The sequence below is a fragment of the Dactylosporangium sp. CA-233914 genome (assembly GCF_050942935.1).
Lineage (GTDB): Bacteria > Actinomycetota > Actinomycetes > Mycobacteriales > Micromonosporaceae > Dactylosporangium.
This window is the reverse complement of the sequence record NZ_CP192030.1, coordinates 12,449,329-12,472,294: the sequence shown is the minus strand read 5'-3', so window position 1 is coordinate 12,472,294 and position 22,966 is coordinate 12,449,329. Positions and strand designations below refer to the sequence as shown.

Annotated in this window: 25 protein-coding genes, 1 tRNA gene and 1 pseudogene; 15 read left to right on the top strand and 12 right to left on the bottom strand. The window is 69.5% G+C overall.

Annotation, left to right across the window (positions count from 1 at the left end):
* Window positions 1-93: 93 nt before the first annotated feature.
* From ACQPY0_RS55820 to ACQPY0_RS55800, 5 genes are all read left to right on the top strand, one after another.
* Window positions 94-1,227 (top strand): hypothetical protein, encoded by a 1,134-nt coding sequence (locus tag ACQPY0_RS55820; protein WP_432981023.1) that lies wholly within the window; start codon window positions 94-96, stop codon window positions 1,225-1,227.
* Window positions 1,228-1,249: 22 nt separating this feature from the next.
* Window positions 1,250-1,762 carry a hypothetical protein gene (locus ACQPY0_RS55815; protein ID WP_432981020.1) on the top strand — a complete coding sequence of 171 codons (513 nt, stop codon included), beginning with the start codon at window positions 1,250-1,252 and terminating at the stop codon, window positions 1,760-1,762.
* 70 nt (window positions 1,763-1,832) lie between these two features.
* Window positions 1,833-2,000 (top strand): hypothetical protein, encoded by a 168-nt coding sequence (locus ACQPY0_RS55810; protein WP_432981017.1) that lies wholly within the window; start codon window positions 1,833-1,835, stop codon window positions 1,998-2,000.
* 133 nt (window positions 2,001-2,133) lie between these two features.
* On the top strand, window positions 2,134-2,658 hold the full coding sequence (locus ACQPY0_RS55805) for a tRNA adenosine deaminase-associated protein (RefSeq protein ID WP_432981014.1): 525 nt from the start codon (window positions 2,134-2,136) through the stop codon (window positions 2,656-2,658).
* A gap of 37 nt (window positions 2,659-2,695) precedes the next feature.
* On the top strand, window positions 2,696-3,121 hold the full coding sequence (locus ACQPY0_RS55800) for a nucleoside deaminase (protein ID WP_432981011.1): 426 nt from the start codon (window positions 2,696-2,698) through the stop codon (window positions 3,119-3,121).
* Here ACQPY0_RS55800 and ACQPY0_RS55795 read toward each other — a convergent pair.
* Genes ACQPY0_RS55795 through ACQPY0_RS55780 form a run of 4 tightly spaced genes read right to left on the bottom strand, consistent with a single transcriptional unit; the run spans window position 3,089 to window position 5,963 of the window.
* The gene (locus tag ACQPY0_RS55795) at window positions 3,089-3,529 is read right to left on the bottom strand and encodes an acyl-CoA thioesterase (protein WP_432981009.1); all 441 of its coding nucleotides are present in this window, start codon (window positions 3,527-3,529) and stop codon (window positions 3,089-3,091) included. The genes ACQPY0_RS55800 and ACQPY0_RS55795 overlap by 33 nt on opposite strands.
* Entirely contained in the window at window positions 3,526-4,155 is a 630-nt protein-coding gene (locus tag ACQPY0_RS55790) for a TetR family transcriptional regulator C-terminal domain-containing protein (protein WP_432981006.1), read from the bottom strand. The genes ACQPY0_RS55795 and ACQPY0_RS55790 overlap by 4 nt, the downstream gene beginning before the upstream one ends.
* Before the next feature lie 36 nt (window positions 4,156-4,191).
* Window positions 4,192-5,310: a sensor histidine kinase gene (locus ACQPY0_RS55785; RefSeq protein ID WP_432981003.1), complete on the bottom strand. Its 1,119-nt coding sequence runs from the start codon at window positions 5,308-5,310 to the stop codon at window positions 4,192-4,194.
* Window positions 5,307-5,963: a response regulator transcription factor gene (locus ACQPY0_RS55780; protein WP_432981000.1), complete on the bottom strand. Its 657-nt coding sequence runs from the start codon at window positions 5,961-5,963 to the stop codon at window positions 5,307-5,309. Before ACQPY0_RS55780 ends, ACQPY0_RS55785 begins: the two co-directional genes overlap by 4 nt.
* Before the next feature lie 88 nt (window positions 5,964-6,051).
* Between ACQPY0_RS55780 and ACQPY0_RS55775 the strand changes: the two genes are divergently transcribed.
* Genes ACQPY0_RS55775 through ACQPY0_RS55760 form a run of 4 tightly spaced genes read left to right on the top strand, consistent with a single transcriptional unit; the run spans window position 6,052 to window position 9,381 of the window.
* The gene (locus ACQPY0_RS55775; RefSeq protein ID WP_432980997.1) at window positions 6,052-6,540 is read left to right on the top strand and encodes a hypothetical protein; all 489 of its coding nucleotides are present in this window, start codon (window positions 6,052-6,054) and stop codon (window positions 6,538-6,540) included.
* The gene (locus ACQPY0_RS55770) at window positions 6,537-7,574 is read left to right on the top strand and encodes a peptidoglycan-binding protein (protein ID WP_432980994.1); all 1,038 of its coding nucleotides are present in this window, start codon (window positions 6,537-6,539) and stop codon (window positions 7,572-7,574) included. Before ACQPY0_RS55775 ends, ACQPY0_RS55770 begins: the two co-directional genes overlap by 4 nt.
* Window positions 7,571-8,221: an ABC transporter ATP-binding protein gene (locus ACQPY0_RS55765; RefSeq protein ID WP_432980991.1), complete on the top strand. Its 651-nt coding sequence runs from the start codon at window positions 7,571-7,573 to the stop codon at window positions 8,219-8,221. Before ACQPY0_RS55770 ends, ACQPY0_RS55765 begins: the two co-directional genes overlap by 4 nt.
* Window positions 8,218-9,381 carry an ABC transporter permease gene (locus ACQPY0_RS55760; RefSeq protein ID WP_432980988.1) on the top strand — a complete coding sequence of 388 codons (1,164 nt, stop codon included), beginning with the start codon at window positions 8,218-8,220 and terminating at the stop codon, window positions 9,379-9,381. Before ACQPY0_RS55765 ends, ACQPY0_RS55760 begins: the two co-directional genes overlap by 4 nt.
* Window positions 9,382-9,756: 375 nt before the next feature.
* Here the strand turns inward: ACQPY0_RS55760 and deoD are convergent, their stop codons facing one another.
* Entirely contained in the window at window positions 9,757-10,464 is a 708-nt protein-coding gene (gene deoD / locus ACQPY0_RS55755) for a purine-nucleoside phosphorylase (RefSeq protein ID WP_432980985.1), read from the bottom strand.
* 68 nt (window positions 10,465-10,532) lie between these two features.
* Here deoD and ACQPY0_RS55750 point away from each other — a divergent pair.
* Window positions 10,533-10,622 (top strand) — tRNA-Ser (locus tag ACQPY0_RS55750).
* A 152-nt stretch (window positions 10,623-10,774) separates the two neighbouring features.
* Entirely contained in the window at window positions 10,775-11,509 is a 735-nt protein-coding gene (locus tag ACQPY0_RS55745) for a hypothetical protein (RefSeq protein WP_432980982.1), read from the top strand.
* 5 nt (window positions 11,510-11,514) lie between these two features.
* Here the strand turns inward: ACQPY0_RS55745 and ACQPY0_RS55740 are convergent, their stop codons facing one another.
* The 7 genes and pseudogenes from ACQPY0_RS55740 to ACQPY0_RS55710 form a co-directional block, all read right to left on the bottom strand.
* A complete protein-coding gene (locus tag ACQPY0_RS55740) occupies window positions 11,515-12,729 on the bottom strand; it encodes a tyrosine-type recombinase/integrase (protein WP_432980979.1) in 1,215 nt (404 codons plus the stop codon).
* 11 nt (window positions 12,730-12,740) lie between these two features.
* Window positions 12,741-12,950 carry a helix-turn-helix domain-containing protein gene (locus ACQPY0_RS55735; RefSeq protein ID WP_432980976.1) on the bottom strand — a complete coding sequence of 70 codons (210 nt, stop codon included), beginning with the start codon at window positions 12,948-12,950 and terminating at the stop codon, window positions 12,741-12,743.
* A gap of 208 nt (window positions 12,951-13,158) precedes the next feature.
* Window positions 13,159-14,475 carry a YfjI family protein gene (locus tag ACQPY0_RS55730; RefSeq protein WP_432995837.1) on the bottom strand — a complete coding sequence of 439 codons (1,317 nt, stop codon included), beginning with the start codon at window positions 14,473-14,475 and terminating at the stop codon, window positions 13,159-13,161.
* Window positions 14,385-15,104, bottom strand: coding sequence for a DnaB-like helicase N-terminal domain-containing protein (locus tag ACQPY0_RS55725; protein ID WP_432980973.1), 720 nt, complete (start codon window positions 15,102-15,104; stop codon window positions 14,385-14,387). The genes ACQPY0_RS55730 and ACQPY0_RS55725 overlap by 91 nt, the downstream gene beginning before the upstream one ends.
* 29 nt (window positions 15,105-15,133) lie before the next feature.
* A complete protein-coding gene (locus ACQPY0_RS55720) occupies window positions 15,134-15,385 on the bottom strand; it encodes a hypothetical protein (protein WP_432980970.1) in 252 nt (83 codons plus the stop codon).
* Entirely contained in the window at window positions 15,382-15,621 is a 240-nt protein-coding gene (locus ACQPY0_RS55715) for a hypothetical protein (protein WP_432980967.1), read from the bottom strand. Before ACQPY0_RS55715 ends, ACQPY0_RS55720 begins: the two co-directional genes overlap by 4 nt.
* A gap of 133 nt (window positions 15,622-15,754) precedes the next feature.
* Window positions 15,755-17,816 (bottom strand): annotated as a pseudogene (locus ACQPY0_RS55710) (cell division protein FtsK).
* Between the two features lie 55 nt (window positions 17,817-17,871).
* Here ACQPY0_RS55710 and ACQPY0_RS55705 point away from each other — a divergent pair.
* The 4 genes from ACQPY0_RS55705 (at window position 17,872) to ACQPY0_RS55690 (ending at window position 22,783) form a co-directional block, all read left to right on the top strand.
* Window positions 17,872-18,546, top strand: coding sequence for a DMT family transporter (locus tag ACQPY0_RS55705; protein ID WP_432995835.1), 675 nt, complete (start codon window positions 17,872-17,874; stop codon window positions 18,544-18,546).
* Window positions 18,543-18,932, top strand: a complete 390-nt coding sequence (locus ACQPY0_RS55700; RefSeq protein WP_432980964.1) for a helix-turn-helix domain-containing protein — start codon at window positions 18,543-18,545, stop codon at window positions 18,930-18,932. Before ACQPY0_RS55705 ends, ACQPY0_RS55700 begins: the two co-directional genes overlap by 4 nt.
* Before the next feature lie 145 nt (window positions 18,933-19,077).
* Complete coding sequence (locus ACQPY0_RS55695) at window positions 19,078-19,467, top strand: UTRA domain-containing protein (RefSeq protein WP_432980961.1); 390 nt, start codon at window positions 19,078-19,080, stop codon at window positions 19,465-19,467.
* 925 nt (window positions 19,468-20,392) lie between these two features.
* On the top strand, window positions 20,393-22,783 hold the full coding sequence (locus ACQPY0_RS55690) for a hypothetical protein (RefSeq protein ID WP_432980958.1): 2,391 nt from the start codon (window positions 20,393-20,395) through the stop codon (window positions 22,781-22,783).
* The last annotated feature ends 183 nt before the right edge of the window (window positions 22,784-22,966 follow it).

The window sequence follows — 22,966 nt, the reverse complement described above, 5'->3', positions numbered from 1 at the left end:
GGTCACCCGTTCGGCTCGGGACGCCCGCCGAACGACCTACGCGGATAAATTTCTACCGCTTCGCGGCGATTACTTCCTGTTACCGTCACATCCATGCGACTTATCCCTTTTGTGGCGGCTGCCGTGGCGGCCGTCGCGGTGCTCACCGGCGGCGCGGCGCTCGCGGCCGGGGTGCAGAAGAGCCCGCGCAGCGCACCGCAGTTCGACGGGACCGTCTACGCGACCGCCTATCTGGGCGACACCGTGTACGTCGGCGGGTCGTTCGGCAACGCCATCGTGGCCGGTCGCAGCTACCCGCGGGCCCGGCTGGCGGCGTTCGACGCGCGCACCGGCGCACTGCTTCCCTGGGCGCCGGGCGCGGACGACACCGTTCGCGGACTGGCCGCCGATGGTGACTCTGTGTATGCGATCGGTGACTTCTCGCGGATCTCCGGGGCGAAGCGAGACTCGCTCGCGAAGCTCGGCGCGAGCACGGGGGCCGTCGATGCGTTCAGCCACGCGATCGCCGGCTCGCCGGTCGCGATCGGGGTCGGGGGCGGGCGGGTGTACGTCGCCGGGCGCTTCACCGCCGTGGACTCCGCGCGCCGGAGCAACCTCGCCGCCTTCAGCACCGCCACGGGCGCGCTCGACACCCGCTGGGCGCCCACGGCCGACGACACCGTCGAGGCGCTCGCGGTCGCGAAGGACCGGGTGTACCTCGGCGGGCGCTTCCACAAGGTCAACGGCGTCGCCAACGCGCTGCGCCTCACCGCCGTCGACCCGGCCACCGGCGCGCTGGACAAGGGCTTCCTGCCGCGCCCGGGCGCCGTCGTGCTCGCGGTCGCGGTCGCCGCCGACGGCACCGTCGTCGCCGGCATGGGCGGGCAGGGCGGGCGGGCCGCGGCGTACTCGCCGGCCGGCCGGGAGAAGTGGACCCGCGTCTTCGACGGCGACGTGCAGGCCGTCGGGGCGCTGGACGGGGTCGCGTACGTCGGCGGGCACTTCGACAAGGCCTGCAAGACGCCCAGGAACGGCAGTCAGGGCGTCTGCACCGACGGCTCGCTGCCCCGGGTCAAGCTCGCCGCCGTCGACGGCGCCGGCCGGCTGCTGGACTGGGCGCCGCAGGCCAACGGCATCGTCGGCGTGCGCACGATCACCACCAGCGAGCCGCTGCGCCAGGTGGTGGCCGGGGGCGAGTTCACGATGATCGCCGGCGCCGGCTGGAAACGGCTCGCCGTCTTCGGCTGACGCCCCGGGCTAAGCTGCACTGGTGGCAGTGAGCGAGTCGCAGTGGAAGGAGCCGGGCGCGCCGCCCGTTCCGCAGGCGACGACCGCGCGGGCTCCCTGGCCGGGCGCCATGGGGCCGCCGGTGGTCGGCCCGCCGCCCCGGCTCTCGGAGCGCCCCGCCGCCCGGCCGCCCACCCCGGCCGCGGCCTACGGCGCCTGGCAGGGGGCGCTGCGGCCGCCGGTGTTCAAAGTCAGCCAGGCCCGCCCGACGTATCGGGAACCGCTGCCCGCCAGCGCCCGGATGATCGCCATCGGCGGCGCGGCCGGCTCGGCCTGGATGCTGCTGTTCGGGCTGCTGATGACCGGCTCCGCCCGGGCGTATGTCTGGACCACGCTCGTCGCGGGCTTCCTGGCCTGGGGCGCGGCGGCGATCCTGGCCCGCTTCGGCAACCGCGGGGTGGCCGTCGGCGTGGCGGCCTCCAGCGGGGTGGCGGTGGCGATCGCGGGCATTCTCGTCGCATATCGTCTCGCCGGCGGTGACTGGCTGCTGTGGTAGCCAGGTGTAGTCGCGAAGTTCGTTTGATGCCTCTTGACGAGGGGTTGCGGCGAGGATCACGCTCAGCGTCATGGCTTTGAGGCTGCAGCGGCTCGATCCCGAGCGGCGACGCCGGCGGCTCGCGCTGCTGGTCGAACTCGCGGACGCCAAGGCGCTCCGCGAGCGGCTCCACCCACGCCGGCTGCGCTCCGACCGGCTGCGCGAACTCATCGCCAGCCGGCGACGCATCGCCGGGTGAGCCCGTTCGGGTCCACCCAGCCGGTTTCACCCCGGCGACGACTCGCCGACTGAACTCCGGGGCCCTTTGCCGCCAAGGCGCAACCCGCTCGAATAGTGTTCACGCGTACCGACGAGCACCGACCGGGGGGACCGTGTCGCACTTCGCTGCCGCTGTCACGCGCGGCGCTGAGGGCTGGGCAGCAGCCGAGCTCGACCTCAGTGGCGTCGCCGACATCGAAGAGATCACCGATCGCCTGCGCGACGCCGATCCGGAGGCGTCCGTCTCGCTGCTGTTTGTCGAGTCCGACGATGCCTACCTGGCGATCCTCCGCCTCGACGAGGGCGAGGACCTGCGCGTCTTCGGCTCCGACGCCGTGTTCGCCGAGGAGTCGCGCCTCGGCGCGATCCTGCTCGGCGACGTCGAGGAGCAGCTGCCCGACATCGCCGACGACACAGAGCCGTCCGGCGAGGACGAGGAGGACGAGGAGGAGCGCACCGCGGCCGAGCCGGACGTCGAGCCGGTCGGCGACGCCGAGCTGCTGGCCGACCTCGGCATGTCCGGTGGGCGGCTGATCGAGCTCTGCGCCCAGGAGGGCATGCTCCCGGCCGACCTCACCGCCGAGATCTGCCAGGCGATCGGGGCCGGCGACGAGATCGAGGAACTCCGCGAGGCCTGAGCCGGTGGGAGCCCGTGACAGCCGGTGGGATACCGCCATGCGCCGGGCTCTCGCCGTCGCCGCCGAGGCGGGCGCCGATGTGCCCATCGGGGCGGTGATCCTCGGGCCGGACGGAGCCGAGCTCGCGGCCGCGCACAACGAGCGCGAGCTGACCGGCGACCCGACCGCGCACGCGGAGCTGCTCGCCCTGCGCCGCTCGGCCGGCCCGGCCGGCTGGCGGCTTTCGGATTGCACCCTCGTCGTCACCGTGGAGCCCTGCACGATGTGCGCGGGCGCGATCGTGCTGGCCCGGGTCGGCCGGGTCGTCTTCGGGGCCTGGGAGCCCAAGACGGGCGCCGCCGGCTCGCTGTGGGACGTGCTGCGCGACCGGCGGCTCACCCATCGCCCCGAGGTGATCGGCGGGGTGCTGCCGGACGAGGCCTCGGCGCTGCTACGGGACTTCTTCCGCAACCACCGCGAGTAGGGGCGCGGCCGTGCGGCGGGTGTCCTCGCTCCACGGCGCGGGGCGCAGCGTGCGCGGGTCGAGCTTCACGTTGACCCGGCGGCCCTCCGCGTGGACGGTCCCTCCGTCGCAGGACAGGATGCGGAAGCCGTACACCGCGCTGCTCTCGCCCAGCGTCTCGATCCAGAAGTGCACGCCGATCTCGCCCATGCCGCGCACCGGGGTCTTGTAGGAGATCGAGTACTCGGCCACGGCGTGCACCGCGTCCGGCGTCGTCGGGCGGCCGCCCGCGAACGAGTGGCCCCGCTCGCCCCACCACCGGGACAGTGCGCGCTCCAGGAAGACCGCGTAGCGGGCGTTGTGCACGATCCCCATCGCGTCGAGATCGTCGAAGTGCACCGTGAAGGGCTCTACATGGCCGGGCATCATGCCTCCGGGAGTAGGTCGGGGGTGGGGCTCAGGCCGCGCAGCCGGACCAGGGCGGCCGTGCGGGCATGCTGGTAGACCTCGCGCGCGCCGAGCATCCGCGACTCGTAGACCGCGGCGGTGCCGTGCGCGTTGATCTCGAAGGACAGCTGTCGCGGGTCGGTGTCCGCGCGCAGCTCGCCGAGCTCGATCGCCTCGCCGATGAGCCGCTCCAGCAGTGCGTGCCACCCGCGCAGCGCCGCGGCCAGCCGGTCGTGCACGGGGCCGGGGCGCGCGGAGAACTCGAACTGGGCGTTGCCGAAGAAGCAGCCGCCGGGCAGCTCGTCCGAGGCGATGTCGGCGAGCCGGTGCTCGTGGACCGCCCACAGGCGCCGCACGCCCCGCGGCTCGCGCAGCGCCGGGCGCACGACCACCTCGGTGAACCGGGCCTCGGCGTGCTCGACCGCGGCGAGCTGCAGCTCCTCCTTGGCCTTCCAGTGCGCGAAGAGCCCGGACTTGCTCACCCCGAGCCGCTCGGCGAGCTGGCTGAACGACAGCCCCTCCAGGCCGGACTCGGTGGCGAGCACGACCGCGGCGTCGAGGGCGGCGTGCCGCGCCCGCTCGCCGCGCAGCAGGCGCCCGTCGGTCATGCACCGACGGTACCAACAAGAAATGCGATCGGTCGGTTAGTTTTCTGTGGGAAGGGTCACCGTGACCCTCAGGCCGCCGCCGTCGCGGGGTTCGGCGTCGGCCGTGCCCCCGTGCGCGACCGCGACCGAGCGGACGATCGACAGGCCCAGCCCGGTGCCGCGGGCCGAGCCGGTGCGTGAGCGGAGTCGCCGGAACGGCTCGAACAGGCCCGGGATCTCGTACGCCGGGATGACCGGTCCGGTGTTCTCCACGACGAGCCGCGAGCCGTTCCCGGTGCGCGCGGTGGAGATCCAGACCTTCCCGTCCGGCACGTTGTACGCCACGGCGTTGTCGACCAGGTTCTGCACGACGCGCTCCAGCAGTACCGGATCCCCGGCGACGGGCGCGGGGCGCAGGTCGGCGACCAGGTCCCGGCCGCCCGCCACGTGCCGGGCCACGTCGGCGAGGTCGACCCGGTCGTGCACCGTGAGCGCCTGCTCGGAGGCGACGAGCGTGAGCAGCCCGTCGATGAGCCGCTCGTGGCGCGCGTTGACCGCCAGCAGCGTCTCGCCCAGCTGCACCACCTCCGGCGGCGGGTCCGGCCGGCCGAGCGCCACCTCGATGAGCGTCCGGTTGATCGTCAGCGGCGTGCGCAGCTCGTGCGAGGCGTTCGCGGCGAACCGGCGCTGCCCGTCGAAGGCCTGGTCGAGCCGCTCCAGCATCGAGTCGAAGGTGTCCGCGAGCTCCTTGATCTCGTCCCGGGGCCCGCCTAGCGCGATCCGCTCGTGCAGGTTGCCGCCGGCCACTCGGCGGGCGGTCTCGGTGATCTGCCCGACCGGCCGCAGCGCCCGCTCGGCCACCACCCAGCCGACGCCGACGCCGACCACGGTGACCAGCCCGAGCGCGATCGAGCCCTGGGTGACGAGCGAGTCCAGGGTCTCCTGCTCGATGCGCTTCTGGCGCTCCTGCAGCTGCTGCAGCAGATGCACCAACTCCAGCTGCTGGCCGTCGAGCTGCACCTTGATCTGGGCCGGCAGCTCGATCGCGGGGGAGCTGCGCTGGTGGATGTTCTGCTTGACCAGGAGGTACGTCACGCCGAGCAGGAGCGCGCCGCCCAGGAGGAACAGCACGCCGTACAGCACGGTCAGGCGGACGCGGATGCGCAGGTGCTTCACGGGATCTGGTACCCCACTCCGGCGACGGTCTCGATCACGGGCGGGTCGCCCAGCTTGCGGCGCAGCGTCATCACCGTCACCCGCAGCACGTTGGTGAACGGGTCGATGTGCTCGTCCCAGGCCCGCTCCAGCAGCTGCTCGGCCGAGACGACCGCGCCCCCGGCCCGCAGCAGCTCCTCGAGCACGGCGAACTCCTTGCGGGTCAGCGCGACGTAGTGCCCGCCCCGGAACACCTCGTGCCGGCTCGGGTCCAGCCGCAGGTCGCCGCGCTCGAGCACCGGCGGCGCGGCCGAGCGGCTGCGCCGGCCCAGCGCCCGGACCCGGGCCACCAGCTCGGTGAAGGCGAACGGCTTGCTCAGGTAGTCGTCGGCGCCGAGCGAGAGCCCCGCGACCCGCTCGGCGATGGCCGAGGCGGCGGTGAGCATCAGGATCCGGGTGTCGGGCAGCGCCGCAACGACCTGCCGGCAGACCTCGTCGCCGTCGACGACGGGCAGGTCGCGGTCGAGGATCAGCACGTCGTACTCGTTCACGCCCAGCCGCTGCAGCGCCCCGTCGCCGTCGTAGGCGACGTCGACCGCGAACGACTCCCGGCGCAGCCCCTCGGCGACCGCGTCGGCCAGCAGTTGCTCGTCCTCGACCACCAGCACGCGCATGCCTTCATGGTGCCGTGCCGCGGTATAAGCCGGGGATAAGCTCGCACGCTGACGCCCCTCTTACGCGTCCGCGCATTGACTGGCCGGCATGAAGAAGACGCTCCTGGCCGCTGCCGTGGCCGGTCTGCTGCTGACCGGGTGCTCGGCGAAGCCCTCGGGCCCGTCGGTCGCCACCGCTGGCTCCTCCGATCCGAAGCCGGTGGCATCGCTCGACAAAGCGGACGCGAATCGGCAGTTCGCCCGGTGCATGCGCGAGCACGGCGTGGACATGCCCGACCCCGGACCCGACGGGAACCTTCAGTTCGACGCCGGTGCCGGCGGGGACCGCGACAAGGCCGTCCAGGCCGCGTCGCAGTGCCAGCAGTACCTGCCCAGCGGGGGCGCGATGACCGACCTCTCGCCGGAGCAGCTCGAGCAGGGGCGGGCCTTCGCCAAGTGCATGCGCGAGCACGGGATCGACATGCCCGACCCGGACCCGGGCACCGGCCTCTCGGCGATCCTCAAGGGCGGCATCGACTTCGACTCGCCCGCCTTCAAGGAGGCGACCGAGGCGTGCAAGGGCGTGGTGCGGCGGTGAGGCGCGCGCTCTGGGCCTCGGCGGCGGCCCTGCTCGCCGCCGTCGGGGTCCTCGCCTACGTCGGCTTCACCCGTGAGCCGGACGCCGGCACCGCCGCGCCGCCCGCGCACACCGCGAAGATCACCAAGGGCACGCTGACCGCGACCGAGAAGGTCGACGGCACCCTCGGCTTCGGCGACCCGGTGACGGTCACCGGCCGCCTGCCGGGCACGATCACCGGCCTGCCCGCCGAGGGCTCGACGATCCGCCGGGGCGAGGCGATGTACCGCGTCGACGGCCACCCGGTCGTGCTGTTCTACGCCGGCGCGCCGTTCTACCGCGTGCTGAAGCCCGGCGACGAGGGCGGGGACGTCACCGCGTTCGAGGCCAACCTCGCGGCGCTGGGGTACAAGGGCTTCACCGCCGACGACTCCTACACCGGCGCCACCGCCGACGCCGTGCGCGACTGGCAGCACGACCTCAGCCTGCCCGAGACCGGCACCGTCGAACTCGGCCGGGTCGTGGTCGCGCCCGACGCCGTGCGCGTCGGCGAGGTCAAGGCCCACCTCGCCGACCCCTCGACCGGCCCGATCCTGCAGTGGACCGGCTCGACCCGCCTGGTCACCGTGCAGCTCGACGTCACCCGGCAGCGCCTCGCCGCCGTCGGCGCCACGGCCCGGGTCGAGCTCCCCGACGACACCGAGGTCGACGGGAAGATCGCCGCGATCGGCGCGGTCGCGACGGCCTCGGTGCAGAACAACCAGACCAAGGTCACCGTCGACGTGACGATCAGCGTGGCGGACCAGGGCCGGCTCGGGACGCTCGACGCGGCCCCGGTGAGCGTCACCCTCGTGTCCGAGCAGCGGGCGAACGTGCTCATCGTGCCCGTGAACGCCCTCGTGGCGCTCGCGGAGGGCGGGTACGGCCTGCAGATCGTCGACAGCGGTGCCACCGTGCGGACGGTGGCCGTGAAGACCGGCCTGTTCGCCTCCGGCAACGTCGAGATCTCGGGCGCCGGCCTCGAGGAGGGCCTGATCGTCGGGGTGGCAGGATGATCGAGCTTTCGCAGGTCCGGAAGGTGTACCCGGGCGGCGTCACCGCCCTCGACGACGTCTCGCTGTCGATCCCGGCCGGCTCGCTGGTCGCGATCGTGGGGCCGTCCGGGTCCGGGAAGTCGACCCTGCTGCACCTCATCGGGGCGCTGGACGTGCCGACGAGCGGCACCGTGCGCATCGACGGCCGCGACGTGGCGTCCCTGTCCGACTCGGGCCTGTCCCGGCTGCGGGCGACCACGATCGGCTTCGTCTTCCAGCAGTTCCATCTGGCGCCCGGCATGTCGGCGCTGGACAACGTCGCGGACGGTCTGCTGTACGCCGGGGTGCCGCTTTCGTCCCGGCGCCGCCGCGCGGCTCTGGCCCTGGAACGGGTCGGTCTCGGGCATCGGCTCGCCCATCGGCCCCATCAGCTCTCCGGGGGTGAACGGCAGCGGGTCGCTGTGGCTCGGGCCGTGATCGGGGACCCGCCGCTGCTGCTGGCCGACGAGCCGACCGGAAACCTGGATTCCGCCTCCGGTTCGGGGGTCATGGAGTTGCTGCGTTCGCTGCACTCCGGCGGTACGACCGTCGTCGTCATCACCCACGACCGGGACATCGCCGCGTCCTTGCCGCGGCAGATCGCGATGCTGGATGGGCGCGTGTCATGAAATTTTCGGATATTTGGCGTCTTGGCGCCGTCGGGCTGCGGACCCGGCCGCTGCGGGTCGTGCTCTCCGCGCTCGGCATCGCGATCGGGATCGCCGCGATGGTGTCGGTCGTCGGCATCTCGGCGTCCAGCCGGGCCCAGGTCGACCGGCAGCTGGCGGCCCTCGGCACCAACCTGCTGACCGTCGGGCCGGGCAAGTCGTTCTTCGGCGACGCGTCCCACCTGCCCGAGTCGGCCGAGGCGATGGTCGCGCGGATCGGGCCGGTCACCGACGTCTCCGCCACGGGCCGGGTGCCGTCCGCGCACGTGTACCGCAACGACCGCATCCCTGCCGCCGAGTCCGGCGGCGTCGCGGTGCTCGCGGCCCGCCCCGGCCTGCCGGCGACCGTCGGCGCCACCGTGCACGCCGGGACGTGGCTGGCCGCGCCCACCTACCCCACGGTGGTCCTCGGCTCCCGGGCCGCGTCCATCCTGGGCCTCGGCGACGGGATCGGGCTCAACGTCTGGCTCGGCGACCATTGGTTCACGGTGGTGGGGATTCTGGATCCGGTACCGCTGGCGCCCGAACTCGACACCGCGGCCCTCATCGGCTGGCCGGTAGCCACCGGCGTCCTGGGCTTCGACGGCTACCCGACGACGATCTACAGCCGCTCGCGCGACGACGCCGTGACCCAGGTCGCCGACGTCCTCGCCGCGACCGCGAACCCCGCGGCGCCGAACGAGGTGCAGGTCTCCCGCCCCTCCGACGCGCTCGCCGCGAAGCAGGCGGCCGACCAGGCGTACACCGGGCTGCTCCTGGGCCTGGGCGCCGTCGCCCTGCTGGTCGGCGGCGTCGGGGTGGCCAACACCATGGTGATCTCGGTGCTGGAGCGGCGCTCGGAGATCGGCCTGCGGCGGGCCCTGGGCGCGACCCGCGGCCATGTGTGCCTGCAGTTCCTGTCGGAGTCGCTGCTGCTGGCGGGCCTGGGCGGCGCCGGCGGCGTGCTGCTGGGCCTGCTGGTCACGGAGGCGTACGCTGCGGCCCGCGACTGGCCGGCGGTCCTGCCACCATGGTCGTTGGCGGGCGGTTTCCTGGCCACGCTGGTCATCGGCGCGATCGCGGGCCTGTACCCAGCGATGCGAGCGGCCCGCCTGTCCCCAACGACGGCCCTGGCATCGTGATCTGGCCCGTGTTCTGACCCTGCTCTTGTTGGGGTGTTCCGTGCTCCGACTATCGCCGGGTGTTCTGCTCCGGCTCTTGTCGGGGTCTTCTGGTCGCTCCTGTCGGGGTGTTCTGCTCCCGCTCTTGTTGGAGTGTTCCGCGCTCCGACTATCGCCGGGTGTTCTGTTCCCGCTCGTGCCGGGTGTTCCGCGCTCCGACTATCGGCGGGTGTTCTGCTCCCGCTCCTGTCGGGGTGTTCTGGTCCCGCTTCTTGTCGGGGTGTTCTGCTCCCGCTGACTCGGGGGTTTCGGTCCGATATGTCGGCCGCTTCGCGGCCGAACCGGCCGACATATCGGATTTATACCTTATTTCGCATTCTGCCCGTTTCTTGCCGGTCAGGCGACGATCGTCTGGAGGGCGATCTCGACCATCTGCCCGAACGTCTGCTCGCGTTCCTGCGCCGTGGTCCGCTCCCCGGTCTTGATGTGGTCGCTGACCGTGAGCAGCGTCAACGCCTTGGCCCCGAACCGCGCCGCGATCGTGTACAGCGCGGCCGACTCCATCTCGACGGCCAGCACCCCGTAGTCGGCGAGTCGGTCGTAGAGATCGGGCCGATCGGTGTAGAACGCGTCAGCGGCGAGAATCGGCCCGACCCGCATCGCGATCCCCTTCTCCGCGGCCACGTCGACAGCGGTGCGCAGCAGCGAGAAGTCGGCGACGGGCGCATAGTCGATGAGCCCGTCGAACCGCGCCCGGTTCATGTTCGAATCGGTGCTGGACCCGATGGCGGCGATGACGTCCCGCAGCCGAAGCGACTCCTGAATCGCCCCACAGCTGCCGACCCGGATGAGCGACCTGACCCCGTAGTCGTTGATCAGCTCGTGGGCGTAGATACTGGCCGAGGGCATACCCATGCCAGACCCCTGCACCGACACCGCGACCCCGTTGAACGTCCCCGTGAACCCGAGCATGTTCCGGACGGTCGAGTAGCAGCGGGCATCCTGAAGGTATGTCTCAGCGATCCACTTCGCCCGCAGTGGATCCCCGGGCATGAGGACCCGCTCAGCAATCTGACCCGGCTCGGCGCCGATGTGCGTGCTCATACCGCTGATCCTGCCAAACGGCGAGCCCCGGCGCGGATGGCCCCGGGTGGTCAGGTAAGGTCTTCGGCGGTGGCGTGTCCGAGTGGCCTAAGGAGCACGCCTCGAAAGCGTGTGAGGGTTTACGCCCTCCCGGGGTTCGAATCCCCGCGCCACCGCCAGCAAGCAGGCCAAACGCCCGGCCCGTCCGCAAGGACGAAGCCGGGCGTTCGCCGTTTGAAGATCGCTAGTCTCAGTTGTCGTCTCAGTTCACCGGGGGCGCCCCGAAAACCGAGACGCGTCACCGCCGGCCGAACGCGTACCGTGTATGGCCGTGCCCGGTATCTTCACGACGGAAGGCTCCGACCTTCGCATCCCCTGGCTGAGGTTCGACCTCAACAGCGGTGAGACGAGCATGGGCGCCGTGCAGTTGCGCAGTGAGATGTGGGATCACTGGCTTCATATCGCTCACGCGACGACCGAGCAAGCCGTCGCTGCCCGCACAGCCGTACTCGACGCCCATGCGCGTGATCATGCCTCCGATCTTGGCCTCGCGCTCGAAGACGAGTTCCGTGCGTCAATGACTTCGATCTGCGCTGTGGCTTTCGCCATCGACGCGCTTTACGGGAGCATCAAGGATCGCGCGGGACCCCACCCGAACAGCGCCGCTTGGGCCGAGAAGAAGCTGGCTCGACACAAGCAGATCGCCGAATACTTGCGTTGGGTATTCAAGATCGGGCCGACGAGCCACAAAGAAATTCGCTCGCTCCTTTCGCAGATCTTCCAGTTTCGCGGCGAGGCGGTCCATCCTGGAATCGAGTTTCGCGAGGCGATCCATCGGCCGGATATCGACCGGGGGGTTGATCCGCGCTTCATCCGTTTCCGGGCGGACAACGCGGAGATCGCGCTCTGGGCGACCTTGACGATCATCGAGGCTCTGCTGCGAAACGCGGACCGGGCACCGGAGACGGTGAAGGAGTGGGCTACGCACAATCGCGAGCGCTTCTTTCGGCTGACCGGATCGAGGGTCGGCGAACCGAGACCACCCAAGCCGATCAGCGCCTTCTGAAAAGCTCACGCTTGATCGCTTGCCCAGATGAGACCGCCAACTCTCGCTGCAATATCGCGGCGAACCTGGCCGGTTATGTGTTGGTAGCGGCTGGCCATGGACGAGTTGGACCACCCCATAATGCCCATTACCGCCCGTTCGGCGACACCGAGCACAAGCAGCACGGTGGCGGCCGTGTGGCGGGCATCGTGAAGCCGGCCATCTCGAAGCCCGGCCAATTTCAGCAGCCGCTTCCACTCGGCGTAATCGGTGCGCGGGTTTACGGCCTCGCCGATCGCCGTAGCGAATAGCCAACCGCCCTCACGCCACAACTGCGCGGCCTGCTCCCGCTCGGTCTGCTGGTGCACCGCGTGCCCGCGCAGCAACTGCACCAGCTCGTCCGGCAGGCCGATGCTGCGCCGACCGGCGCGAGACTTCGTCTCCGTGGTGGCCGGGCGCTGTGGCCGGCGCTTGGGGCAGTAGCCGGCGAACCGCTTGCCGCAGTCACCCGCGCAGCCGTGGTCCCAGCGCGGCCGTAGGCGGCCGCGCCGCACGGTCAGCGTGCCCTCATCGAGGTTCACGTCGGACCACTTCAAGCCGAGGGCCTCACTCTGGCGTAGCCCGAGCGACAGTGCGATGGCCCAACGGGCGCTGTTGCGACGGGTGGCGGCCTGGTCGAGGAGCTTGCGTACCTCCTCCACCGTGTACGGCTCGATCTCCTCGTCGGCCACCCGCGGGGTCTTGGCGAAGGTGGCGGGATTCCGCGTGATGTGGCCGCGTCGTACCGCCTCGTTGAGCGCCGTGCGGAGGGTCCGGTGCGCCTGGTGAGCCGTGGCCGGCTTGCTGCCGCGCCGGACCATAGCCGCGTAAAGCTTCTCCAGATGCTCCGGCTCGAGCCGGTCGAGCCGGTGCGCGCCGAGACCGGGGATCAGGTGGCGGTTTACCGCTACCCGGTAGCCGGCGATCGTGTTCTCGCGGACGGCCGGGGCCGCGATGTTCTCCACCCAGTGCGTGAGCCACTTTTCGACGGTCCAGCGCTGCCCCGGCTTGCGCACGGTGGCGTTGTCGCGGTCGCGCTCCAGCTTGCGGACCCTGGCGATGACCTCCCGCACGGTCTTGGCCTGCACGTGACGACGGTCCGGCTCGCCGTTGTCCCGCAGACCGACCGTCACGCGGCCATGCCAGTAGCCGTCACTGCCCTTGTAGATGCTCGATGCGCCGTTCGGCTTGCGTCGCCCCATGTCGTGTCTCCTCAGGCAGCCGGGGCAATGGTCGGGACGCTGGCGAGCAGCGATTGCACGTACTCCTCCAAGCACTGCACCGGCACGCGGCGCAAGCGGCCGATGGTGACGGAACGGACCTCGCCGCTCGTGACGAGCGCGTACATGGTGGTCCGGCCGATGCCGAGCCACTGGGCGGCTTCCTCGATGGTCAGGACGACACGCTTGTCGGCGCTGGGCACGACTTCCTCCCCGTTTCCTGCGTGGTTCAGCGGTACGGCTGGGCGGTTGAACTGCAAGGGGTTGCCTCTCGGGTCGCTCGGCCAGGTCGAAAGAGGCGGGAACGCGGCGGGCCACGGCCAGGCGGCAACGGCTCCGCAGAATCCGCGCAATCCGCAGAAAGGCGAGGCGGCACGGGATTTCGCGGATTCTGCGGATTGTGCGGACGGCTCACTCGGCCACCGCCTCGCTGATCGGGTGCAGGCTCGCCGCCGGCCGCGTGAGGTCGGGATGCGTGAGCCAGGCCGGCGACGGCGGGCGGCCCGCGCCGGCGCGCTCCGGCTGCGGCTCGGGGTGGAGGTACCCGTGCGCCTGCAGGAGGTTGAGCGCCGGATCGAGGTCAGCCGCCTTGCGGAACCGGCCGCGGGACATCGCCGTGAACAGCTCGCGCTTCGTGAACCGCTCGCACGCCGTCCGCTCGATCCATGCGAGCACGTGGCGGGCGTCATCCACGACCGGATCGGCGCCCATGTCGTCGAACGCCGTGAGCGCGTGCTCGGCGAAGTACCGGCCGAGCGCGGCGGCCTGGTCGACGGTGGCGGCCGGGATGGGTCGCGTGCAGCCGGCGCCGAGGTACTGGGCCAGGTGGAGTAGACCGGCGATGCGGACGACGGCGCCGACGTACTTGCTGCCCCAGTCGATGATGTGCGCCCACGCGCCGCCCGGCCCGAGCCGCGGTTCGACCTCCCGCTCGATGTCGAGTACGCGGGCGTTCGCCTCGGCGGTCAGCGGCATCACCGCCGGATCGGTCCAACCGTCGAGGGCGGCGACCAGGGCGCCGAGGTTGTCGGCGTACGCACGGCGCATCGGCTCCGGCACCGGCTCGGTGCCGATGCGCCGGCGGCCGACCGTGTTCTCCGGTACCGCGAACAGGATGCGTGCCAGCAGCCCTTTGCCCCGGAAGCCCGGCATCTGCGCGATGTCCCGCAGCACCTCGGGCTGTACCGCGAGGCCGAGCGTCAGCGCCGGCCGGTCGACGTGCTCGGCCGGCCGCGAGCGCCGGTCGACGCGCAGCATGTCGCCGGCGTGGCCCTTGAGGAACACCTCCAGGTTCGGCGCACCGCTGTACCGACCGGCCAGCGTGGCAAAGATGCCGCCCTCCGGCGAGAGGACCGCGAGCCGGCCGCCCTGCTCGGCGAGCAGCGATGCCGCCTGCTCGCTCGTAACGTCGTCGGCGATGAGCCGGGGCATCACCGGAATGGCGATGGCGTCGGCGCTCATCGCCGCCGCTGCGGCCTCGGCGAGTAGCCGGTCGCGGGTGGCAGCATCGGCGTTGGCGGCCGCGTTCGCCGCACGCTCAGCCGACTTCCCGGCAACGCGCTGGGCCAGCTCGGCCTCAACGATCGCCGGCTTCGCCCGCTCGATGAGGGCTCGCTCGGCCGTGAGCAACGGACCGGTCATCGTGGCGAAGACGGCCGACTTCCGCGAGCCCGGCGGCAGTACGACAACCGTGAAGAGATTGCAGGGCTCCCGCCAGCCGCTGCGAATCTCGACCTCGGCTCGCCCGCCGGCAGCCGTGACAGCGCGGCGAGCGCGATGCAGCCGGCCAGGTCGGCCGGAGTCTGCGTGAACTCCGCCACCGCCGCGACCATCTCGGCGAGCCAGCCGGGCAAGGAGTCGACCGGGTACGGCGGCGGCGCATGGCGGGCGGTCAACGGGATCGGCGCCGGCCAGGACGGCGCGTTGGTCGCGGCCAGGAGCGCGCGGCCGGCGGCGAGGACTTCCGTCGTGTCGCCGTCCGACCGCGCCAGCCGGGCGAGCCGATCGCCGAGGTCGACCACGGCGCGGCGCCGGGCGCGTTCGGCGACGATGGCGGCGTAGTGGCCGGCGTTGGCGACGGTCGGGACGGACGCGACGAGCGTGTGCAGGTACCCCGCGCCGCCGATCCGGCCGAGGGTGCCAGCCTCGGCCAGGTGGGCGGCGACGGTCACGGCGTCGGTAGGCGTGCCGGCGGCGCGAAGGGCGGTCAGCGTCTCCCACAGCATCGCGTGCGCGGGCCGGTAGAAGTCCGAGGCCGCAAGGGTCTCGGCGACATCGGCCAGCACCTCGGGTGCGAGCAGCACGGAGCCGATGACGGCTTGCTCGGCGGTCAGGTCGTGTGGCGGTACGCGGTTCACGGGCGGCGGCCCCTTTCGGCGGTCGGTGGTCACGCGGCGCGGCGCAGTACGGCGGCGAGGTTGTCGATCAGAGCGCCGAGTTGGCGCCGTGCGGCCGGTTCGGGGCCGGTGAGGGCGACGGTGGCGCGTACCTCCGCGTAGTCCCGGCCGCCGGCCGAGCGGACGCGGGTGAGGACGACGCGGCCGGCACCGGGGATGTCCACGAGCAATTGGTCGGCGCGGTGCTCGCCGAGCTGGCACCGGTGACCGCCGGCGCACCAGGCAGTGTGAGTGCCGTTCATCGGCCCGACCGGTACTCGCTGAGGACGTAGCGGTAGAGCCGCCGGCCGAGCCGGACGCGGATGCCGGTTCCGTCGCAGCGCGGGCACGGCCGGCGCAGGACGCGGCCGGTCGTACGGGCGCCGTGGCATCGCCGGCAGCGTCCCCACGGCGCTACGGCGCACTTGAGCGTGTACCACGCTGCGTAAGCAACGGCGGCGATGCCGAGAGGGCTGGCTAGCAGGTCGAGGGGGTTCACGAAGTGCCTCCACAGGCCGTTTCGGGGCGCGAAGGGTTGGCGCTGCTAGGTGCTAGCGCGCTGGCCAGGGATTGTTTGGGTTGCTAGCGGGGGTGCTAGGTCTAGCAGGGGTGGCTGCTAGACCTAGCAGTGATCAGCCGCTCTTCCGGCGGTTACGCTCGGCGATCGCCTTCAGTACCTCGGCCCGGTCGAGGCCGCGCCGGTTGGCGCCCTTGCCGGTGTCCGGATCGGTGCCCCATACCTGTCCGGTCGTGAGGCCGTGCGGCTTGAGCGCGGCCGTGAGCTGGTCGCGCGTCATGCCCGCGTACGCGGCCGGGCGGAGCGCGGCGAGCCGCTCGCACACCACCTCGGACCACTGCTTCGGCTCGGCATCGGTGAGGATGGCGGCCAGGTCGTCGAGGAGCGTGTCTCGGCGGACGGCGGTGGTGTCGACCGCCTCGCCGGTCGCGTAGCCGGACAGGGTGCCAGCCGCCTCCCGCGCGGCCCGTGCGCGGATGACGATGGCCGTTGCAGTCGGGCCGTCGATGTAGAACGTCCGGGCGATCTGCGGATCGTCGCCCTCGCCGGCGAGGTAGCCGATGCCCCGGTCGCGGCGGCCGAACATCGTGGCGCGAATGCCGGCGCGGTGGGCGCCGGTGCCGAGCACCATGTCGTTCTCGGTGTGGCCCATGACCTTGAGGCAGAACCGCAGTACCGCGTTCGCCGAGATGCCGGTCGGCAGGCTCTTGGCGTCCGGGCGCTGCGTCGCCAGGATCAGCGTGATGCCGGCGGCCGGGCCGCGCTTCACCAGGTCGGTGCAGATCTCCTCGAACTCGTCGCCGTACTTCGGGTGCTCGAACCACACCTGGCACTCGTCGGCGCCGATGACGATCGGGTGTAGGCCGAGCGACTTCCGCGACGCCAGCTCGGGCGTGACCTTGTTCTCCGGACAGACGTCGACCGGCAGGTCACGGATCACCTTGGTACGGCGGCGCAGCTCGGCCCGCATCGCCCGCATGGCGACGATCGCGTACTCGATGTCTTCCTCGTCGTCGCCGGCACGGTACCGATGCGCGACCTTCGCCAGGCGGCGCGAGGTCGCCGGTGCCCTTGAGGTCGAACGCCAGGATCCACGCCCGTGGGTCGAGGCACGCGCCGAGCAGGGCGAGGCGCAAAGAGAACGTCTTGCCCATGCGCGGGATCGACCCGACGACCATCGACGCGAACATCAGCGTGAGCGTCACCAGCCGACCGCGCGGATCGGTACCGAACGGGAAGGGCTTGAACAGGTCGACCGTTCCGGACTTGAGCAGCGGCCACGGCTTCTGCTGGGCCTGCGACATGTCGCGGTCAGCGACGAAGAGAACGAGACGCCCCGGGTGTACCTCGGCGTTGACCTCCGGCCACACGCAGCCGCGCGGACGCGCGAGGGCCGACGCGAGCTCGGCCCGCTTCTCCGTGACCTCGGCCGCCGTCACGCCACGCGGCAACTCCACCTCGGCGCGCCAGCCGGCGTTGTTCTCGCGCGTGATCGGCGCCGGGAACCAACCGCGGCCCGTGTCGCCGGCCCGCAACGCGCGGTCGATGCCGACGATGCGCAGCGCCGCCAGGGCGCGCACCACCTCGTCCGAGGTGAGCACCGGTACCGCCGCCCGCACAACGGCCGTCGTCAGCAAAGGCTTGTCCTTCGGCATGCCGATCAGACCGAGCAGCCCGACGACCACAGCCCCGGCGAGGAGCTGCGCCCAAACCGGCGCGGCTAGCACCACGGCCAGGGCGACGAGCACTACCGCCGCCAGCGGGACGCTGATGATGCCGCGCCACCGGACGCGCCGGTCGCGCTGGCGGGAGAGCTTCAGGTACACCTCGGCGTCGTCGCGATCGGCGGAGGACTGGCGCACCTGCTCGCCCTCGGCGTCGGTGAGCCAGCGGAGGTACCGCACGGCGGTGCGCCAGCCACCGATCGGCGCTCGCCACGCGAGCCGCACCGCGTACACGGGCAGCCGGAGCGCGTGATAGCCGGCCGTGTGGCCGAGCACGCCGGCAACCCACGCCGCCGAGGCGACGGCCTCGGCACGCGAGCGCAGCCACGCGGGCAGGATCGGCCGGCGCTCGCCCTCGCGCAGACCGGCCAGGGAGAACCGGGGCCGGCGCTGCGCCTCGATGCTGTCGACGAGCACCGGGCCGTCATCGGCCGGCGCGGAGTCGTCGGTCAGCTCGGTCTCGTAGCGGTTCCAGTCGAACTCGTTCGGTTCGCCGCTTCCCTACACGCTGTTCGGCATCGGTGAGAAGACCGTCGGCTCGAACGTCGCCGGCGTCATCAACGCCACGACGCCGCTGTGGACGGTGCTGATCGCGTTCCTCGCCGGTACCGACCGGAACATCACTGTCTGGAAGGGCGCCGGCATCGCGGTGGGCTTCGCCGGCACGGTACTCATCTTCACGCCGTGGCAGTCGGCCGGTGACATCGCGAGCTGGGGCGGCCTGGCGTGCCTGGCGGCGTCCGCGAGCTACGGCGTCTCGTACGTCTACATGGGCAAGTTCCTGACCGGACGCGGCATCGAGCCGATCGTGCTGTCGGCGTCACAGCTCGCGGCCGGAAGTGTCCTGATGGTGCTCGCCCTGCCGCTCGGCGGCCTGGTCGCGCCGACGTGGCGATGGGACGCGGTGGGCGCGCTGCTGATCCTCGGAGCACTCGGCACCGGCGTCGCGTACGTGCTGAACTACCGGCTCATCGAGGATCTCGGGCCGACCGTCGCATCGGTCACCACGTACCTGTTGCCGGTCGTCGCCGTGATCCTGGGCTTCCTGGTGGTCCACGAGCGGGTGACGTGGCCGATGATCGCTGGCACGGTGCTCGTGCTCGCCGGCGTCGCGCTCGTCAAGCGCCAGGCACCACAGCCGGCCGCGGAGCCCGAGCCAGCTGAGAGCCCGTCGCTGGGATGAGCACCGACTCGCGGTTTCCTGCACTGCTCCGCGAGTTACGCCAGCAGCGCGGCCTGTCGCTGCGAACCCTTGCCCGCCAGGTCAACTACTCCCACACGTACCTGTGGGAGCTTGAGGTCGGCCGCAAGCAGCCGACTCACGCTGCGGCCGACGCTCTGGACACCGCCCTCGGCGGCGACGGCCAGCTCGCCGCGCTCGTCGCCGAGCCGGCGATACCTGCACCTCGTCCACCGGCGACGCCCGAGGAGCTTGACGACTTGCGCGAGCAGCTCGCGCACGCCGCGCAGACGGTCGCCGCCGCGCCCGGGAGTGCGGCGGCGGCGCAATGTTCCGGCTGGAAGCGTCGAGGCAGGGAAGGCATCCGAGTACCGAATGCCGATCGGTGACGCGAGCGCCAGCGCCGGCCGTCGTCGCCGATCGGCTGGGCGTGGATCGGGACCAGGCCCTGGCGTCAGGCCGGATTCTGTGCGGGCGGTGCGGGAGTACCGCTGCGGTCCGAGTCTCACGAACCGCGGCCGGCGCCGTACGAACGTGTCGTACAACCAGCTCGCGAGTTGCGCCCACATCAGGCGCGAGAACTGGTACTTCACCGATGGCGAACCGGTGCAGGCAGGCATCACGTACGTCCCGGTCGACGTGGCCAACACATCGGTTGTGGCAAGCACGAGACAGCTCGGCGCTGGCGGCCTGTACCGCCGACTTGAAGACCTCGGCTACCCGATGCACCGCATGCGCGAGGAGGTACACGCGCGAATGCCGTCACCGGAGGAAGCCGCCGCGCTGCGCCTGCCGCCCGGCGTGCCAGTGCTCGAAGTGCTGCACACAAGCTACGATACCAAGGAGCGCCCGTTCGAGGTGACGCGCTTCGTGGTCCGCGCCGACCTCGGCGCCCTGGACTACGAGATCACCGTCGAGGACTGACCGTCAGCCAGCGCACGGCTGACACCAAGACGCTTCGCCAGCCAGGTGGCGTACAGGCACCTCATCGGTACCGGAAGCGATGCAAGCGATCGCACAAGCTCACCGGACCCGAGCGCGCCGACTGGACTCGCCGCGCTCCAAGTGCGGCGCCGGCTGCAACGTCCCCATGCGGCGCCGGCGCCGCACACTGCCGCCTCGTAGCGCGTGCCCATGGCTTCCGCCCATCCATGCGACGCCATATAGTAGGGCTTCCGTTACTGGTGGTGATGGGAGCAAAATGGGTGGGGTAGAAGCGCTCAGAGGCTTCGAATACCAGTTCCTTCGTGCTCTGGAGCATGCGCTTTCATACCTGAGGGACGCATCCGCTACTGGGATCTACGTTGAGAGTCCCAACGAAGACGACCCTGAGCGCGATGTTGAAGCCGTTGACTTCGCTATACATGACGGCAATAGAGTGATTTTGGCAGCCCAGGTCAAGAGCGGAAAAGCTGCGCTATCTGCAGTCGACGCAATTCGCATACTCCTTCGCCTAATAACAAACCCAGCTGAAAGTTACGTGCTGTTGACGAATAAGAGCGCCGGAGTGGGTCTCGATAGGCTATCCGACGCTCTTGACAATCATGGTCGAGACGCGCCGCGGCTCCGAAGCGAACTGGAGCGACTCGCCAGCCGTTCCGCTGGGCTGAGCGCGTCACTAGCCGCCTTATCGGATGAAGGATGGGCTCGGCTCGCTACGTCGTCTGTTCAGGTAGACGCGCGCTCTATATCAACGATTAAGGCGGGCTTGCGAACTGAGATAAGGCAATTAAGAAGTCGGTATACACGTGGTGCACCGGGTTGGGATGCAGCTGGCCTCCTACTGGGTCATACACTATGGAACATCCTTGCTAAGGCGGCATCCGATAGGGATCGCCCTTTCCTTGAGATGGACGAACTAGCCGCTGCCTTGTCAGTTGGCAATGCCGAGCTGGCCGCCGCGCTGAGCGGAGGAGCCTGGTCGTCCTTCGTCAATCCGGGGCCGCTTCTGACCGACGTGGGCAGGCCCCAACTCATCGAGGAGCTTTCCGTCAATCTCCCATTTCCCAACGCAACCCCACAGGTTCCCGTCTGCATACTCTCCGGGCTATCCGGCATCGGAAAGTCCAGCGTGGCGGCGGCATGGGCGGCGGACAGACTTGACGAATATGGAGCCGTCATATGGATCGACGCGACAAGCGTGGCTACCTTGGAAGGCTCGTTTGCCGTACTCGACAGATGGTTGGCCGGTGAACTGCCTGACGACTCCGACAGAAGCCGGAGCGCGCATTTAGACCTTTTTGGCCGTGTGGCCGCTGGTCTTGGCAGCTTGAAGTATCCGTGGTTGATAGTATTTGATAATGCTACTAATCCGCGCGAAGTGCGTAAGTGGTTTCCGCGGACCGGAATCGGACATGCTGTGGTCACCACGACCAACCCAATTGGATGGACCGGCCCCCATGCTCGGCTGATTCCAGTACCGCCAATGACATTGGACCAGGCCTCAGAACTGTTGTCTAAGCGCCTTAGGGGGGCAGGCGCTGAGAGTAACTCTATACGCGATCTCAGGGACCTGGCCGAGAGGCTTGCCCGATGGCCCCTCGCGCTGGAACTCGCCGCTGCATACCTCAACGACTGCTACGAAGGATCGTTGGGAGGGTCGGATTATCCAAGCCTGATTATGAGGTCTCTGGACGACGAGGAAGCCATTCCGCCGGAGTATCCGCGTACGTTGGTCGCAGCAGTTCTATTCGCGTTCGCTCGAATGGAGGAGCGGGCGCGCAACCAAGAAGGTTCGGCTTTTCGGCTGGCATTCAACTGTACCTGGTTCGCCGCATTCTTTCGGTCGAGACAGATTCCATTGCACATCCTTCTCAGCTGCTCGATTTTAGAACCGCATGATGTCCTAGAAAAGAATATTCCTCCTCTAACGCCATACGCTGGCACGGATCCACCCGTTGGTGAGGTGCTACGTGCTATGCGACGAGAGTCGCTAGTAACAACAGATGTTGCGATATTCGACAACCCAAGCGGCGAGAACGGACCGGCATGGGTTGGTTATACGGTCTCAATGAATGAGATCGTACAAATGGTGCTTCGACGAGAGGCGCTGACGAGGCAGAATACGGAACCCCTGCTTTCCATAGCTGCATTTTTCGCTCAGTACTGGCTGAGCTCTCTAGTTGATGCGAAGAGGCTTGATCTAGCGCTAGCTCTGGTCGGTCATTGCTGCCAAGTCGCAGACCAGGCACAAGCAGCCTCGCTCAAGAACTATCCGCTAGCTCTTCTGTGGGGAAACACCGCGGCGGTGCTGGCTGCCGTCGAGGAGTGGCGCATAGCGGAAAGATACCTACGCCTCGAAATGGACTACATAGCTTCAAACCAGCCGGAAGACAGATACATAGAATTGGCTACTGGTGTACAGCTAGCGACCGTGCTTGTGAGGTCGGCCGCGACTTCAAGTGACGTGGTTGAGGAGGTGGTATGCCTTCTTGAAGCAAGCATGGCCATTATTGATGAGATTGGTCCATCTGACGATGGCAGGGCGTCGAGTTACTGCATTAAGATCGCCGCCTTAACGCAAGAGCTCAGTCAGGACTGCCCGGCGAATATGGCAGTGCGGAGTTTGCGGAATCGGGCGAAGTTCGTTGGCGACTCCGAAGCGCTCCAGAACTCTGACGATGCAGCAGCCGCGGAAGTCATGAGACTTCACGAAATGGTGCGGTCCGGTGATTTTGTGAATGCCAAAAGACTTGCGCAGCGGCTACGTGTGCAGCCTGAGTACGACTTCCACTATGTAACCCTAACGAGGCTAGTTATCGAATGCAGCCTGCATCTAGGCGAATGGAGGGAGGCCGAACGTCAACTCCGTGATGTTGCCTCACTCGTCGATAAAAAGACCGTAAGTTCGGTTGATATTAGTCATCTAATTGGCAATCTTGGAATGATCTGCTTCGGGCGCCACAGCGGGCAGCACGCGCGAGCTTACGCTGTACTCCGAGCAGTCGTGGGAATCGCAGCGACACATTTAGCCAACGGAGGCCAACTACGACCTTCGGACCAAGCTCGCCTGCTGGTCTACCAAGCCTGCATCTTTGCCTCTGAAGCCAACTTTTCGGGCGCGCAACGAATGATCGAATCGGTAAGCCCAGACCTCCTACTTGCAGATGAAAAGCACAGGGTGGCTCGAGTTCACGACGTCTATCAACTTATCAGGCGCTGGCTCGACACGCTGCCCAAACAATTGCGTAATTCTCGGAATGGACGAGGCGCGTCGGGTGGTGGAGATGGCTTCGAATAACGGCCCGAGGACTCCGAAGGTGACGAGGCGAAACGGCGCTATGCGATCCAAGGATTACCTTCGTGTTCCTAAAATTCCGAGACACAAACACGAGTTCTGGCAAAGGTCCGACCTGGATCCCCGCCAACGCGTGCTTCAAACAGTGGTGGCGGCGTATCGACGGTCGCGTGATGGGCTCGCCAG